The organism is Streptomyces sp. NPDC001492 (genome assembly GCF_053597275.1).
In genome coordinates, this window is record NZ_JBSFHW010000001.1 from 335,539 (window position 1) to 348,307 (window position 12,769).

Genomic DNA, 12,769 nt, shown 5'->3' on the forward strand with positions numbered 1-12,769 from the left:
GTCGTGGAGACGCGAGTGGCTTCGGCGTCCGGGCGGGGTGGTCGGCGGGGTGGGCCGAAGGTTGCGGTGTCCGCTCGCCAGGGTTCGGTGCTCTGCGCTGGGGCTCGGGCGGGATCCGGCCCATGCGGGCTTGCTTCGCCTTCTGCGGAGCAGCAGCACAGCCGCTCCCTCGCCCAGGTCGCACGGGAGCCGCCGGGGTGGCACCAGGTGCTCGGCCGTCGTTGTCAGTGCCGGGCCGCACAATGGATCCCGCAACGTGAAACGTGAGGAAAGGGCGGGGTGAGCGCATGACGGTCTGGGACGACCTCGTCGGCCAGGAGAAGGTGTCCGAGCAGCTCGGCGCCGCCGCCCGGGACGCCGATGCGCTGGTCACCGCGACCGCCGCCGACGCACCACCGCCCGAGACGTCGAAGATGACGCACGCCTGGCTGTTCACGGGGCCGCCGGGCGCCGGACGGACCCAGGCGGCGCGGGCGTTCGCCGCCGCCCTGCAGTGCGTCAGCCCCGACCGCGCGCTCGGCGGAGCCCCGGGCTGCGGGTTCTGCGACGGATGCCACACCGCGCTGATCGGCACGCACGCGGACGTCACCACCGTTGCCGCCGTCGGCACACAGATCCTCGCCGACGACATGCGCGACACCGTCCGCAAGTCGTTCACCTCGCCGGCCAACGGCCGCTGGCAGGTCATCCTCGTCGAGGACGCCGAGCGGCTGAACGAGAAGTCGGCCAACGCCGTCCTGAAAGCCGTGGAGGAGCCCGCCCCGCGTACGGTCTGGCTGCTGTGCGCCCCCTCCATCGAGGACGTCCTGCCCACGATCCGTTCCCGCTGCCGGCATCTGAACCTGCTCACGCCCTCCGTGGACGCCGTGGCCGACATGCTCGTACGGCGGGAAGGCATCGAACCGCCCGTCGCCGCCGCGGCGGCCCGCGCCACGCAGGGGCACGTCGACCGGGCCCGCCGCCTGGCCACCGACCCGGCCGCACGCGAGCGCCGCGCCGCCGTCCTGAAGCTCCCCCTGCGCGTCGAGGACGTCGGCGGCTGCCTCAAGGCCGCCCAGGAACTCGTCGACGCGGCCGCCGAGGACGCCAAGCAGCTCGCCGAGGAGCGGGACGACAAGGAGACCGAGGAGCTGAAGGCGGCGCTGGGCGCGTCCCAGGGCGGTCGGATGCCGCGCGGCACCGCGGGCGTGATGAAGGACCTGGAGGACAAGCAGAAGCGGCGCAGAACACGTACGCAGCGCGACAGCCTCGACCTGGCCCTGACCGACCTCACCGGCTTCTACCGCGACGTCCTGGCTCTTCAGCTCGGCACTCGCGTGGCCCTCGCCAACGCGGACGCCGAGGACACCCTGGAGCGCCTCGCCCGCGCCGGCTCTCCCGAGTCCACCCTCCGCCGCATCGAGGCGATCGCCGCCTGCCGCGAGGCCCTCGACCGCAACGTTGCCCCGCTGCTGGCGGTCGAGGCGATGACGATGGCCCTCAGAGCGGGCTGACCGCGCCCGAACTGCCGTGATCAACGGGAAGTTGACGAGGTAATTCATACGAGCCACGGCGCGCACGCACCGCATCTGAGTGGATGCACAGAGTTACGCTCGCCTGATGTACATCAGGCGCAGCTTTCGTCCCTGCCGTCCCAGAACCGCAGCCACCCTCTTCGCCGCGGCCGCACTGCTCGTCTCCGCCTGCTCCTCCGGGGGCACCGCGAGCACCGGCAGCAATGCGGCGGAGGCGGTGCTGGCCGCGCTGCCGCGGTCGACGCCGTCCGCTCTCTCGTCGTACTACGGACAGAAGCTGAGCTGGCGCACCTGCGGCCCCGCGGGCTTCGAGTGCGCCACGATGAAGGCACCGCTCGACTACGCCGAGCCGGACGCCGGGGACGTACGGCTCGCCGTCGCCCGCAAGAAGGCGACCGGCAAGGGCAAGCCGCTCGGTTCCCTGCTGGTGAACCCGGGCGGGCCGGGCGGCTCGGCGATCGGGTACCTGCAGCAGTACGCCGGTGTCGGCTACCCGGCGGAGGTCCGCGCCCGCTACGACATGGTCGCCGTGGATCCGCGCGGCGTCGCCCGCAGCGAGCCCGTCGAATGCCTCGACGGCCGCCAGATGGACGCGTACACACAGACGGACACCACCCCCGACTCCGTCCACGAGACGAACCAACTCGTCCGCGCCTACCGGAAGTTCGCGGAGAGCTGCGGGCAGCACTCGGCCCGGCTGCTGCGGCACGTCTCCACCGTCGAGGCGGCCCGCGACATGGACATCCTGAGGGCGGCGCTGGGGGACTCGAAGCTGACGTATGTGGGGGCGTCGTACGGGACGTTCCTCGGGGCGACGTACGCCGGACTCTTCCCGGAACGGGTGGGCCGGCTGGTGCTCGACGGCGCCATGGACCCGTCCCTGAGCAGCCGCCGGCTGAACCTGGACCAGACCGCGGGATTCGAGACGGCGTTCCAGTCGTTCGCGAAGGACTGCGTGCAGCAGCCCGACTGCCCGCTCGGCCGCAAGGGCACCACGCCCGCCCAGGTCGGCGCCAACCTCAGCGCCTTCTTCAAGGAACTGGACACGCACCCCATCCCCACCGGCGATGCCGACGGCCGCAGGCTGGGCGAGGCCCTCGCCACCACCGGTGTGATCGCGGCGATGTACGACCAGGGCACGTGGGCGCAGCTGCGTGAGGCGCTGACCTCGGCGATGAAGGAGAAGGACGGCGCGGGCCTGCTCGTCCTCTCCGACAGCTACTACGAGCGCGACGCCCAAGGCCGCTACGCGAACCTGATGGCCGCCAACGCCGCCGTGAACTGCCTGGACCTCCCGGGCGCCTTCGCCGCCCCCGAAGCGGTGGAGGAGGCGCTCCCGTCCTTCGAGAAGGCCTCCCCGGTCTTCGGCAGGGGCCTTGCCTGGGCCTCCCTGAACTGCGCGTACTGGCCGGTGCAGCCCACCGGGGCCCCGCACCGCATCAAGGCGAAGGGCGCGGCCCCGATCGTCGTGGTCGGCACCACCCGCGACCCGGCGACCCCGTACCGCTGGGCCCAGTCCCTGTCCCGCCAGCTCGCCTCGGCCCGCCTCCTCACCTACGAGGGCGACGGCCACACCGCCTTCGGCCGCGGCAGCACCTGCATCGACTCCACGATCGACGCCTACCTGCTCCGCGGAACCCCTCCGACCCAGGGAAAGCGCTGCTCATAGGCCTACTACCAGCCCCGCGGCACCCCCGCCCGGGGCTGGTACGGAGCACCCCCCGAAACTGTGTAGACTTACCGACGTTGCTGATCGCACCATAGTGCGGACGGCGCGCCGCCTTAGCTCAGATGGCCAGAGCAACGCACTCGTAATGCGTAGGTCTCGGGTTCGAATCCCGAAGGCGGCTCCATTTGGAACCCCCGGTCAGGCCTCTGACCTGGGGTTTTCTGTCATTCATGTTGTCTCGTCCGGCCGGGATTGCGGCTGTTGACCAGTGCAGCCGCAATGCGTAGGTCGGAGGTTTCTGGTGGTGTGGTTCGCGGGGGTGCGCGTGCCGGTACCCCTCTGACCTTGTGGGTTCGAGGGCTCGCCGCCGCCTGATCGGTTCTGGTCGGCAATGGCGTGCGGGAGGGGAGCGCATCCGTGCATCTGTAGTGCAGCAGCTGGCATTGATGGCGGGCGTCCGAGCGGGAAGCGCTGGCTATGGCCAAGTTGTCGATGTCGCACAACCCTGCGCAGGAAGGTTGGCTCGGTCGGTTCCGTCGGTCCGGTGATGCCGTCCGGGGCGAGGGCGGGAGTGTGAATGCCGTACGTGCGCGAGGTGCACCGTGGTACTCCCGGAGCCGTCCGGACGGCGCGAGTTGAAGGCCGACGATGCGGAGATCCTCGCGGCCTCGAACTCCGGCTACGGCGTGCCCCCACTGCTCGGCTCGATCCCGCCCGCCTCCTCATCGAAGGTCTACGACACCTCCACCCGGCCGGAAGAGCCGCAGGGCGGCCCGGCGGCGCGAACGCGGAAGGGCCGCGGAACGAGCCGGAATCCTCAACGGGCGCATCGACTGGAAACGGTTATCGTCGAGCGGGCGTGACGAATAAGTTCAGCTATAATAACTCCATCTATATGTTGGAGCTGGTGCTGTGGACAAGCCCGCCGAGATGTTCGACCGTGATTTCGAATGGGCCGAGCTGACCCGGTTCGCCACCTTGCCTGGCCCGCGGGCCACGCTGGGCGTGGTCTCCGGTCGCCGCCGACAGGGCAAGACCTTCCTGCTCGACGCTGTCACTCGTGCCAGTGGCGGCTTCATGTTCACCGCCACCGAGACCACCGAGGCCGACGCCCTGCGTCAGTTCGGTGAGGCGCTGGCCCGTCATCGCGGGCAGCCCACTCCGTTCCGTTTCGCGCACTGGGACGAGGCGGTCACGGAACTCATGCGCATTGCCGACTCGGGCGGGCCCACCGTGGCGGTCATCGACGAGTTCCCTTTCCTCGCCAAGGCGTCTCCCTCCCTGCCTTCGATCATCCAGCGCGCTCTGGACCCTGCTGCCCAGCACACCAACACTCCCGTGCGTCTGCTGTTGTGCGGCTCCGCGCTGTCGTTCATGGGCCGGTTGCTGTCCGGCAATGCTCCGCTGCGTGGCCGGGCCGGCCTCGAACTCGTGGTCCCGACCCTGGACTTCCGGCTCGCGGCCGAGTTCTGGCAGATCGACGACCCGCGTACGGCGCTCCTGACCAACGCCATCGTCGGGGGTACACCCGCCTACCGCCGTGAATTCACACAGGGGGACACCCCTGCCGGGCCGGACGACTTCGACGCCTGGGTCATCCGTGCCGTCCTCAACCCGGCGCGTCCGCTCTTCCGGGAGGCCCGCTACCTCCTCGCCGAAGAGCCCGAACTGCGTGACACCGCGCTGTACCACTCGGTACTGGCAGCCATCGCCTCCGGCAACGCCGCTCGTGGTGGCATCGCCGACTACCTGGGGCGCAAGTCCACCGACCTCGCCCACCCGCTGAGCGTGCTCCAGGACGTCGGCATGATCACCCACGAGGCCGATGCCTTTCGCCGTAACCGCTCCGCTTACCGCATCGCCGAGCCGCTCGTCACCTTCTACCACGCGGTCATGCGCCCGGCCTGGGGCGATCTGGAACGCCCCGGGCGGGCCTCCGACGTATGGCGCCGCGCCCAGTCCACCTTCCGCAGTAAAGTCGTCGGCCCGCACTTCGAGCAGGTCTGTAGGGAATGGGCCCGCTGGCACGCTGCGCCCGACACTCACGGAGGGCATGTCACGCGGGTCGCCAGCGGTGCCGTCAACGACCCCGCGGCCAGGACCAGCCACGAAGTCGACGTCGCCGTCCACGGTGAGTCCCACGAGGGCCGCCAGGTGCTGCTCGCCATCGGAGAAGCGAAGTGGAGCGACGTGATGGGAGCCGGCCACCTGGAACGTCTCCGGCACATCCGTTCCCTCCTGACCAGAAGCGGCACGGCCACCGAGGCGACACGGCTGTTGTGCTTCAGCGGCACCGGCTTCACCGATGAACTGCACCACCTCGCGAAGGACGACCGCACGATCCAACTCATCGACCTGCCTCGCCTTTACCACGGCGAGTGACTGCTGATCAGCAGCGCTGGGGAGCGGGTTGCCGCGCCGGTTGACGTACCCGCATGATGAGTTCGGGCTCTCCGGAGAGGAGGTCGCGGGGCTCCTACGATCATCCGCGACCCGTCGCCGGACGGTCAGGCTGAACGCGGGCGGCCACTACGACATGTCGGCGACGTGCCTGCGGCGGCGGTGTTCCTGCGGGGAGGACGGTGTCACTGACCGGCAGGCGCCGACATGTGCAGCAGCCGTTCGGTGATCTCCCGGTACTGCCTCAGCGCGAGTCGTAGTTCCTCGGTCTGCGCGTGGGTGTCCTGCCAGCCTGCGCGCAGGATGCGGCGCCGTTCCGTGAGGGTGTCGGTGAACCGGGCAGCGACATCGTCGAGGACGGCGTCGGCCTCCTCCACCGCTTCGCGCGGGCTGTCGACGAAGCTGGTCAGGGCCTGTTGGAGGCGCAGGGTGAGCTTGTCCCGTTCGTCCTGCAAGACCAGGTCCTGGCCCGCCCCCCGATCGGGGCTGTCGGCGCCGGCGCCGGGCTCACGCGGTGCGTGATCGGGTTCGGTGCGAGGTGCCTGCGGGGCGCTTTGCGTCGCGGGATCATCCGGGCCCCCGGTCCGGGGTTGCCGTGCGTGTTCGGCGTTGAGCGACATCAGGTGCTGCTTCCCTTCGCATGGCGGCGGGTCAGTGGCCACGGTGCGTGGCCTTGGTCGTCGGGGGTCGGCCGGTCCGGGTCGGCCGGCTGTTCGGTGACCAGCGCCTCGAAGAGGCTTCGGGCTTCGACCATGGCCTCCCGCATTTCCTCGGTGCCGCTCTGGCCGCGGGCTGCGGTGTGCATGCTGCGGTAGCCCTGGACGTAGTGGGCGTGGTGGACGGACAGGGCGGCGATCTGGTCCTCGAACTGCTCGCCGTCGGGGAAGCCGCGATCCCTTGCCAGGCCTGCCAGAAGCGCGCCCGCCTCGGTGACGGCCTGTTGTGGTGACGCGACGAACTGCTCCTGGGCGGCGGCCCATTGAGTCACGTAGTACTCGCGGGCGTCGGGTGACAAGGGCCGCTCGGTGAGGGACCCGTGCCGTTCCACGCGCCTGTCGAGTTCCTGCTCGGCGGCCTTGGTGTCGCCGTCGTGGCGGGCGACGGTGCGGGCGTACTCGGGGCCGAAGCGCCGCTTCAGCCCGCGTCGGCCACTGCCCAGTACCCGTCCACGTCCGAAGTAGAGGAGGGCGGCCAGACCGATGACTATCACAGCGGTGATCACGACGGTGAACATGGCCGCCTTCTCTGACTCTCGTTGTGCACGTTGGTCAGCTTCATTGCCGTCAATTCCTGTCGGCTCATGGGGTGTTGAGGCCTGCCGGGTGGTGTCCGCGCGACGTGGGAACCGCCTCGGGCGTCCTTTGTCAGCGCCTGAAAGCGTCCTTGGCCTTGTCTCCGGCCTGCTTCAGGTTTCCGGAGACCTGGTCGGTCCTGCCGCGCCGCTGCAGTCGCCTGTTGCGGGTGGTTCGGCCGATGCGTTCGGTGATCCGGCCCTTCCATGCCTGTGTCCTGTGCCTGATGGTCCGTCCGACGGTCATGGCCGCCTCCTGTTTGTCCGGTGGGTGGGTTCCCCCGTGTGATCGCCGTACAGGCCGCTTGTTCCTGCGGGCAGGATCGAGCTCCGGAACGGACTACCTGCGGCTGTAGCGGCGGCCACCACTGCGCCCCCGCATGGCGAAGCCGACGATCCAGAGGACCAGGAGGACGGCGGCGACCCACCACAGGATCTGCATCGTGAAGCCGAACCCGAAGACCACCAGGATCAGCAGAAGGAGAAGAATCCAGATCATTGCCGGGCCTCCAGATCGCGGGGATTTCCTGAATTCCGCGGGGTCCGGGCGGCGGGAAGGTGGAATGCTGCGCCCCGATGGTCCGGAGTGGCATGGCCCTACGCCGTGCTGCCAGTCAACGCCCGGCAACCTCCCCTGTCAACGCAGCATCGACACTGACGAGTTCTGGGAGCTGTGCAGGGGCGGACGGGGTGAACGGAGCCTCGGCTGGTGCTTCGGCCGGCTCGGCCGGCGGTGCCGGCAGGATGTGGTCCTCCCACCAGGACAGGGCCAGCACGGTGGCGAGCAGGACGAAGGGGGTCGAAGCGGGAACGATCAGCGCGTACATGGGTACCGCCTGGCATGGATGCGTGCGACGCGGCGGGCGGCAGATCGGTGCCCGCTCGGGGCGCATCGGGCACGCCGGGATCGCGTGACGACGGGCATCTACGGGAACAGCCTCGCCCGTGACGTGGCGGGTTCCGGCACCGATGCGCTGGGTGCGCCCTCTGCGGAGCGCGTGGGCGGTGCGACGCTGCCGGGGGCAGGGGCGGCAAGGCGCACGCTAGTCCTCGCAGCCGTTCCCCGACAGGTGTCAAGCAGCCATCCATGCCTGCAGAACGCGCCGACGTCGCACGGTATCCGCAGCCTTTGGGCAGGACTAGGCTGTGGGGTGAGGCCCCAGTCCCCGGTATCGATGCTGTGTCCCGCTCCCGGGGAGGCCCACCGTGTTCGTCCTGCTCCTCATCCTCGTCGCGGTCCTGTTCGGCTTCGGCTTCCTTCACCCCATCTGGTGGGTGGCCGCGGCGGTGCTGGTCTACGGCGCAACCCGGCACGGCCGTGATCGCGGCGGAGGCCGCAGCAGTGGCGGCGGTTCCGATCTCGGGGACCACCGGGGCCCCCAGGACTACCGGGATTATCAGGAGCGCCGGGATCGTCAGGACCGCTGGGACCGCCGCTACAGCCGCCAGAACCGGGCGCGCTGGCGGCGCGAGGACCGTCGGGACCACGAACACCCCAGGTGACCGTGGAGTGGACCGGCAGCCGTGCCTACCGGCCCGGCTTCGGCAGGGCCGGACACCTCGAACTCGTCAAGAGGAACATGCCATGCAACGCACAACCCTGCTCCAAGAGGACTGGTGGAAGCTGCGGGCCGAGGCCACGTGGGGGAACGCATCGGCGGGAGAGGATCTCGTCGCACTGCGCGCCGAGAACGATCAGCTGCGGCGGGCGCTGGCCGGCCGTGCGGTCGTCGACCAGGCCTCCGGCATGATGATGGTCCTGACCCCCTGCAGCCGCGGGACGGCCAGGGGCCTCCTGGTCGACATCTCACGGCAGTGCCACACCACACTTCCGGAGGTGGCCGCAGCCATGGTCGACGTCTGGGAGGGCAAGCCGATGACGCGGCCGATGCAGTGGGCGCTGCGGCATGCGCTGCGGCGGCTTTACGCGGAAGACCGAGGGTGCGACTCACCCCCGGCCGATGAACCGTCCAGGTAGGGAGAGGCCATGATCCACGCAGCCGATGTCCGGGAATGGCGCAACCGCGATGTCGTCGACAGCGAAGGCCACAAGGTCGGTGTCCTGGAGGCGGTCTATGTGGACACCACCACCGACGAGCCGGCCATGGCCTCGGTACGGACCGGACTTCCGACCCGGCACCGCCTGGTCTTCGTTCCCCTCGAGGACGCGATCGCCGGGCCCGGCTACGTCAAGGTCGGCTATGTCAGAACCCTGGTGAAGCAGGCCCCTTCGATCGGTACAGACGACGTGCTTCCCGCCGAGCAGGAGGAAGCCATCTTCAAGCACTATGGACTGCCGTACCAGCCCGGTGCGGCCGGCGAACGGCAACTGGCGCGCCGCTGACCACCTACGGACGGCACGACTGCCGTGTCCGCCGCAGCCGGGATCTGCGGTGGCAGCCGTCCGCTTCGACCCGTACGGGGCCTCGGCGTCTCCTCCTTCGCCCCAGCCCGCCGGCGCCGCCTGTGGAGCGGTGTCCCAAGCGGGGGCGGCGAGGTTTCAACTCCGCTGGCAGGGCTAGTCGTCGGACATGTCCAGACGCTACGGCGGAAGCCCCGCGGGGACGATCATCTCCATCATCGCGGACATCGCGGCACTGATTCTGATCCTGTGGATCGCCCTCTACCTGTTCGACGCCAACACCGCCAACACCACGGTCTCCTGGGTCCACGACGCGGCGAACTGGCTCTCGGGCTGGTCGCACAATCTGTTCACCATCCACTCGGACAACTGGCGCACCGCGGTCAACTACGGTCTGCCCGCTGTCGTCTACCTGCTGATCGGTCACGCGGTGGCCGGACGGGTCAACCGGACCTAGCCCTCTTCCGCCGTCCCCGCAACAGCGTCAGGCCACCAGTCGGGGGAGGGGCTCCAAGCTGTCGATGAAGGCGCGGGCGCGTTCGGACAGACGGCGGTTGCGGGGGCGAGTTCGCCCTTGGCCGTTCGAGCAGTACGGGGCTGTTCAGCGCGGTCCGCAGTTGTTCGCACGCGGCCGCGAAACGCTCCCGGATCTCCATCAAGGGCGCGTCAGTCCCACCGTGAGCGGCACAGGTCCGGCCCTCACGCGGTGGCCGCGAGGTGTCGCCCGGCCTGGTCCTTGACGCCCGCCGTCTGGCAGATGGTCACGGCGCCGACGGTTGTCGGGCTCCGCAACTATCAAGGGACACCGATGGGGAATCGCAGAGAAGAAGAACGGGCGCCCAAGCGCAAGGTACTCGACCTGACTGCGGTGCAGGTGGTGGCGAGCGCACTCGCGACTGTGGTGGGTGCGGTGCTGGCGTCCCTGCTGGGGGTGACCGGAACGCTCATCGGGGCCGCCGTGGTCAGTACCAGCGCGACCACCGGCGCGGCGGTCTTCTCGCATGCTTTCCGACGGACAGGCGAGGGGATCCGTAGCCGGGTGCCGCCCGTGGGAGTGCCGAGGACGCCGGGCGAGGAGCGGGCGGAACACCGCGCGGACGCCCGGGCGGCGTTCGGGTCACCGGCCCACGCCGAGCCTGTTGCAGCCAGGCCGCCCTTCGGAACCGGTGGCCCGGATCGCGAGCACGGCGGGACGACAGCGGGCTCCGCGTCTTCCGGAGGAGAGTCGGTCACCACCTATCGTGGTGGCTCCGTCCGGAGATCCATCGGATGGAGGAAATACGCCTTGGCGACGGGCCTGGTGTTCGCCCTGGCGATGATCACGGTCACCGCGGTGGAGGTGATCATGGGTAAACCGGTGGCGGCCGTGGTCAGGAACGAGCCGGGCAGGGGAACCTCGGTGGGCGGTGGCTCGGCGGGTACCCCGGGTCCCGGCGACAGCCGGACGCCCACCTCGGGTGCGTCCAGCGGCACGGCGCCGCAGACGGCCGGCTCCGCCTCGCCGGACGCGAGCGCGGCGCCGGACACCATTTCTGGTCCGGGCGCCAGCTCCAGCCCCAGCCCGAGCGGTTCGGCGTCGTCCGCATCGTCCAGCGGCGCTGCGGCGAGCAGTTCCGACGCCACCGCTGATTGAGCAGTGACGAGCCGGTCCAGACCTCGGCGGGCGGCGTCGTCGGGGGCGGAGCGCGCAGGACCCGGTCCGAGACGCGCCGTCCTGGTCAGCTGTTCCATGAAGAACACTCATGCATGAGCGCTGCGCCGCATGGCCGTCCGGTGCGGGAGGGTTGTCCGGGGATCGTCGGTGGAGGGCGGCACGGTGGTGGAACCAGTGCTGTTCGTCGCGGGGGCGCACGACGGTCGGACGGCGTCTTCGCCGCACCTTGTCGCCTGTGTTGTCCCGGCCGTGGCGGGCGGTGCGGCGTGCGCCGGGTCAGGATCGGGCTCAGCCCCGGCAGAGCCGCCGGGATCCCCCGGTCACGCGGTCGGCGGCCCCGGTACCGCTGGTGGACGGCTCGACTCCGTAGGCCGTCCCGGCCTTCGCACGAGTGACGGTCGCACCTTGATGTGCCCCGGGTCTGATGGAGTCGGGTTGCTGAGAACGGCCGTCCGGCAGCAGCCGGAGACTGCCTCGGGCAGCCATGCCCGCGTCTGCCCGGGCGAGGCCCTAATGCACCCGGGCCTCGCCGGTCTCCTGCGTGTCCTCGTCCGGCAGGTGGACGTCGTTGACCGCGATGTTCACCTCGACGACTTCCAGGCCCGTCATCCGCTCCACCGCCGCGATCACGTTCTCACGGACCTCTGCGGCGAGGTCGGTGATGCTCACCCCGTATTCGACGACGACCTGGAGGTCGATTGCGGTCTGCTTCTCACCGACCTCGACCTTTACGCCGCGCCCCGCGCTCGGATGCCCGCCCGGGACCCGGTCGCGCATGGCTCCCATGGTGCGGGTGAATCCGCCGCCCAGCGCGTGGATTCCGGGGACCTCCCGTGCGGCGATGCCGGCGATCTTCTCCACCACCCCGTCGGCGATGATGGTCCGGCCGCGGGTCTCCGGCGGTTCCTGGGGCCCGGGCCGTGCGGCGTGCAGCGTCGTGCCCAGGCCGGTGCGGGGCCCATCAGGGCCGGGCTTGGGCAGGGTCGAACCGTTCGGCTCCGTCATGCGAAGCCACCTCCTCGGGTGGTGCACGGACTGCCGTGCCCGGGCAGCCGTCGGCCGCCGCCTGCCGTGCGGCTTGCCGAGTACCGCGCTGCGCCTCGTCCATGCCCGCGTACGGCATCACATCGCGGCCACGGTCCAGGCCCTGGGAACAGGCGGGTTACCGGCCACCCATCGGACCGCGCCGAGGACTATGCTGCGTACGGACGTCCCAGACCCCGGCGGCTTGTCGTTGCTCGACACAGATGGCGCGCGGAGCGGACTCGTAGTCCGTCACCCGGCGGCATCCCTGGAGGGAACCGGGTGGTCCTCCGTCCTGGCGCACAGGCGGTCGGACCGGCCTTCGCTCCGACTCCGCCGAACGTACGCCCCCACCGGGAGCGCGCCATACAGGCCGGGTATCCGGCGTCACCGCGCCCGCTGCCGGATGGTCCCCAGAACCGAGGCGTCATGTCCCTCCCGCAGCTCACCGTGTATCGCCATGACCGGAGGAAACGGGCACTGATCACCCTGGCCGGTGAGATCGACCTGGAATCGGCGCCACTGGTGCGCGCCGCACTGGAGCGGTGTCTGTACGACGACATGCACACCATCGACGTCGACCTCACCCCCGTCACCTTCTGTGACTGCAGCGGACTCAACGCCTTCCTGTACGCCGCGCAGCAGACCACCCTGGCGGGCGGGACCCTGCGACTGCACCACCCGCCGCCGATGCTCGCCCTTGTCATCGGCCTCGCCGGCTGCGGGTTCCTGCTCCTCGGCACTCCGTTCGGCCCCCTGCCGCCTCCTCCCGGGGACACCGCGGCCATGCCCGCTCCAGCCCCGCCACACCGGTCTGTCCCGCTTGCGCTTGTTCTCTCGGGCGATGTGCGATGAC

At 70.2% G+C, this 12,769-nt stretch carries 16 protein-coding genes and 1 tRNA gene; 10 read left to right on the forward strand and 7 right to left on the reverse strand.

What is annotated here, in order from left to right:
* The first annotated feature begins 287 nt into the window (after positions 1 to 287).
* From ACWC1K_RS01660 to ACWC1K_RS01680, 5 genes are all read left to right on the forward strand, one after another.
* Positions 288 to 1,493 (forward strand): DNA polymerase III subunit delta', encoded by a 1,206-nt coding sequence (locus ACWC1K_RS01660; protein WP_450827872.1) that lies wholly within the window; start codon positions 288 to 290, stop codon positions 1,491 to 1,493.
* A 106-nt stretch (positions 1,494 to 1,599) separates the two neighbouring features.
* Entirely contained in the window at positions 1,600 to 3,183 is a 1,584-nt protein-coding gene (locus ACWC1K_RS01665) for an alpha/beta hydrolase (protein WP_450827874.1), read from the forward strand.
* A gap of 107 nt (positions 3,184 to 3,290) precedes the next feature.
* Positions 3,291 to 3,367, forward strand: a tRNA-Thr gene (locus tag ACWC1K_RS01670).
* Positions 3,368 to 3,818: 451 nt separating this feature from the next.
* A complete protein-coding gene (locus ACWC1K_RS01675; protein WP_450748184.1) occupies positions 3,819 to 4,046 on the forward strand; it encodes a hypothetical protein in 228 nt (75 codons plus the stop codon).
* Between the two features lie 67 nt (positions 4,047 to 4,113).
* The gene (locus ACWC1K_RS01680) at positions 4,114 to 5,565 is read left to right on the forward strand and encodes an AAA family ATPase (protein WP_450828088.1); all 1,452 of its coding nucleotides are present in this window, start codon (positions 4,114 to 4,116) and stop codon (positions 5,563 to 5,565) included.
* Between the two features lie 203 nt (positions 5,566 to 5,768).
* On the opposite strand, the gene ACWC1K_RS01685 is transcribed toward ACWC1K_RS01680, so the two are convergent.
* From ACWC1K_RS01685 to ACWC1K_RS01705, 5 genes are all read right to left on the reverse strand, one after another.
* Positions 5,769 to 6,038, reverse strand: a complete 270-nt coding sequence (locus ACWC1K_RS01685) for a hypothetical protein (protein ID WP_450827876.1) — start codon at positions 6,036 to 6,038, stop codon at positions 5,769 to 5,771.
* 164 nt (positions 6,039 to 6,202) lie between these two features.
* On the reverse strand, positions 6,203 to 6,817 hold the full coding sequence (locus ACWC1K_RS01690; RefSeq protein WP_450827878.1) for a hypothetical protein: 615 nt from the start codon (positions 6,815 to 6,817) through the stop codon (positions 6,203 to 6,205).
* A gap of 130 nt (positions 6,818 to 6,947) precedes the next feature.
* Positions 6,948 to 7,121 carry a CsbD family protein gene (locus ACWC1K_RS01695; RefSeq protein WP_232649501.1) on the reverse strand — a complete coding sequence of 58 codons (174 nt, stop codon included), beginning with the start codon at positions 7,119 to 7,121 and terminating at the stop codon, positions 6,948 to 6,950.
* Positions 7,122 to 7,214: 93 nt separating this feature from the next.
* Complete coding sequence (locus ACWC1K_RS01700; RefSeq protein WP_232649502.1) at positions 7,215 to 7,373, reverse strand: hydrophobic protein; 159 nt, start codon at positions 7,371 to 7,373, stop codon at positions 7,215 to 7,217.
* A gap of 115 nt (positions 7,374 to 7,488) precedes the next feature.
* Positions 7,489 to 7,701 (reverse strand): hypothetical protein, encoded by a 213-nt coding sequence (locus ACWC1K_RS01705; protein ID WP_232649503.1) that lies wholly within the window; start codon positions 7,699 to 7,701, stop codon positions 7,489 to 7,491.
* A gap of 379 nt (positions 7,702 to 8,080) precedes the next feature.
* Here ACWC1K_RS01705 and ACWC1K_RS01710 point away from each other — a divergent pair, with 379 nt between their 5' ends.
* From ACWC1K_RS01710 to ACWC1K_RS01725, 4 genes are all read left to right on the forward strand, one after another.
* Positions 8,081 to 8,377, forward strand: a complete 297-nt coding sequence (locus tag ACWC1K_RS01710; protein ID WP_351472290.1) for a hypothetical protein — start codon at positions 8,081 to 8,083, stop codon at positions 8,375 to 8,377.
* An 82-nt stretch (positions 8,378 to 8,459) separates the two neighbouring features.
* A complete protein-coding gene (locus ACWC1K_RS01715; RefSeq protein ID WP_450827880.1) occupies positions 8,460 to 8,852 on the forward strand; it encodes an ANTAR domain-containing protein in 393 nt (130 codons plus the stop codon).
* Positions 8,853 to 8,861: 9 nt separating this feature from the next.
* The gene (locus ACWC1K_RS01720) at positions 8,862 to 9,218 is read left to right on the forward strand and encodes a PRC-barrel domain-containing protein (RefSeq protein WP_232649506.1); all 357 of its coding nucleotides are present in this window, start codon (positions 8,862 to 8,864) and stop codon (positions 9,216 to 9,218) included.
* Positions 9,219 to 9,405: 187 nt separating this feature from the next.
* Positions 9,406 to 9,693 (forward strand): hypothetical protein, encoded by a 288-nt coding sequence (locus ACWC1K_RS01725; RefSeq protein WP_351472282.1) that lies wholly within the window; start codon positions 9,406 to 9,408, stop codon positions 9,691 to 9,693.
* Positions 9,694 to 10,472: 779 nt separating this feature from the next.
* On the opposite strand, the gene ACWC1K_RS01730 is transcribed toward ACWC1K_RS01725, so the two are convergent.
* Both ACWC1K_RS01730 and ACWC1K_RS01735 read right to left on the reverse strand, forming a co-directional pair.
* Positions 10,473 to 10,967 carry a hypothetical protein gene (locus tag ACWC1K_RS01730; protein ID WP_450827882.1) on the reverse strand — a complete coding sequence of 165 codons (495 nt, stop codon included), beginning with the start codon at positions 10,965 to 10,967 and terminating at the stop codon, positions 10,473 to 10,475.
* A 433-nt stretch (positions 10,968 to 11,400) separates the two neighbouring features.
* Positions 11,401 to 11,895: an Asp23/Gls24 family envelope stress response protein gene (locus ACWC1K_RS01735; RefSeq protein WP_450827884.1), complete on the reverse strand. Its 495-nt coding sequence runs from the start codon at positions 11,893 to 11,895 to the stop codon at positions 11,401 to 11,403.
* Positions 11,896 to 12,342: 447 nt separating this feature from the next.
* Here ACWC1K_RS01735 and ACWC1K_RS01740 point away from each other — a divergent pair, with 447 nt between their 5' ends.
* The gene (locus tag ACWC1K_RS01740; protein WP_450827886.1) at positions 12,343 to 12,768 is read left to right on the forward strand and encodes an STAS domain-containing protein; all 426 of its coding nucleotides are present in this window, start codon (positions 12,343 to 12,345) and stop codon (positions 12,766 to 12,768) included.
* The last annotated feature ends 1 nt before the right edge of the window (position 12,769 follow it).

What these genes read in the sequence shown, in the direction of transcription:
- ACWC1K_RS01725 (WP_351472282.1), top strand. Translation starts at nt 9,406, where the DNA reads ATGTCCAGACGCTACGGCGGAAGCCCCGCGGGGACGATCATCTCCATC.
- ACWC1K_RS01665 (WP_450827874.1), top strand. Translation starts at nt 1,600, where the DNA reads ATGTACATCAGGCGCAGCTTTCGTCCCTGCCGTCCCAGAACCGCAGCC.
- ACWC1K_RS01660 (WP_450827872.1), top strand. Translation starts at nt 288, where the DNA reads ATGACGGTCTGGGACGACCTCGTCGGCCAGGAGAAGGTGTCCGAGCAG.
- ACWC1K_RS01695 (WP_232649501.1), bottom strand. Translation starts at nt 7,121, where the DNA reads ATGACCGTCGGACGGACCATCAGGCACAGGACACAGGCATGGAAGGGC.
- ACWC1K_RS01730 (WP_450827882.1), bottom strand. Translation starts at nt 10,967, where the DNA reads ATGGAACAGCTGACCAGGACGGCGCGTCTCGGACCGGGTCCTGCGCGC.
- ACWC1K_RS01735 (WP_450827884.1), bottom strand. Translation starts at nt 11,895, where the DNA reads ATGACGGAGCCGAACGGTTCGACCCTGCCCAAGCCCGGCCCTGATGGG.
- ACWC1K_RS01700 (WP_232649502.1), bottom strand. Translation starts at nt 7,373, where the DNA reads ATGATCTGGATTCTTCTCCTTCTGCTGATCCTGGTGGTCTTCGGGTTC.
- ACWC1K_RS01705 (WP_232649503.1), bottom strand. Translation starts at nt 7,701, where the DNA reads ATGTACGCGCTGATCGTTCCCGCTTCGACCCCCTTCGTCCTGCTCGCC.
- ACWC1K_RS01715 (WP_450827880.1), top strand. Translation starts at nt 8,460, where the DNA reads ATGCAACGCACAACCCTGCTCCAAGAGGACTGGTGGAAGCTGCGGGCC.
- ACWC1K_RS01690 (WP_450827878.1), bottom strand. Translation starts at nt 6,817, where the DNA reads ATGTTCACCGTCGTGATCACCGCTGTGATAGTCATCGGTCTGGCCGCC.
- ACWC1K_RS01740 (WP_450827886.1), top strand. Translation starts at nt 12,343, where the DNA reads ATGTCCCTCCCGCAGCTCACCGTGTATCGCCATGACCGGAGGAAACGG.
- ACWC1K_RS01720 (WP_232649506.1), top strand. Translation starts at nt 8,862, where the DNA reads ATGATCCACGCAGCCGATGTCCGGGAATGGCGCAACCGCGATGTCGTC.
- ACWC1K_RS01680 (WP_450828088.1), top strand. Translation starts at nt 4,114, where the DNA reads ATGTTCGACCGTGATTTCGAATGGGCCGAGCTGACCCGGTTCGCCACC.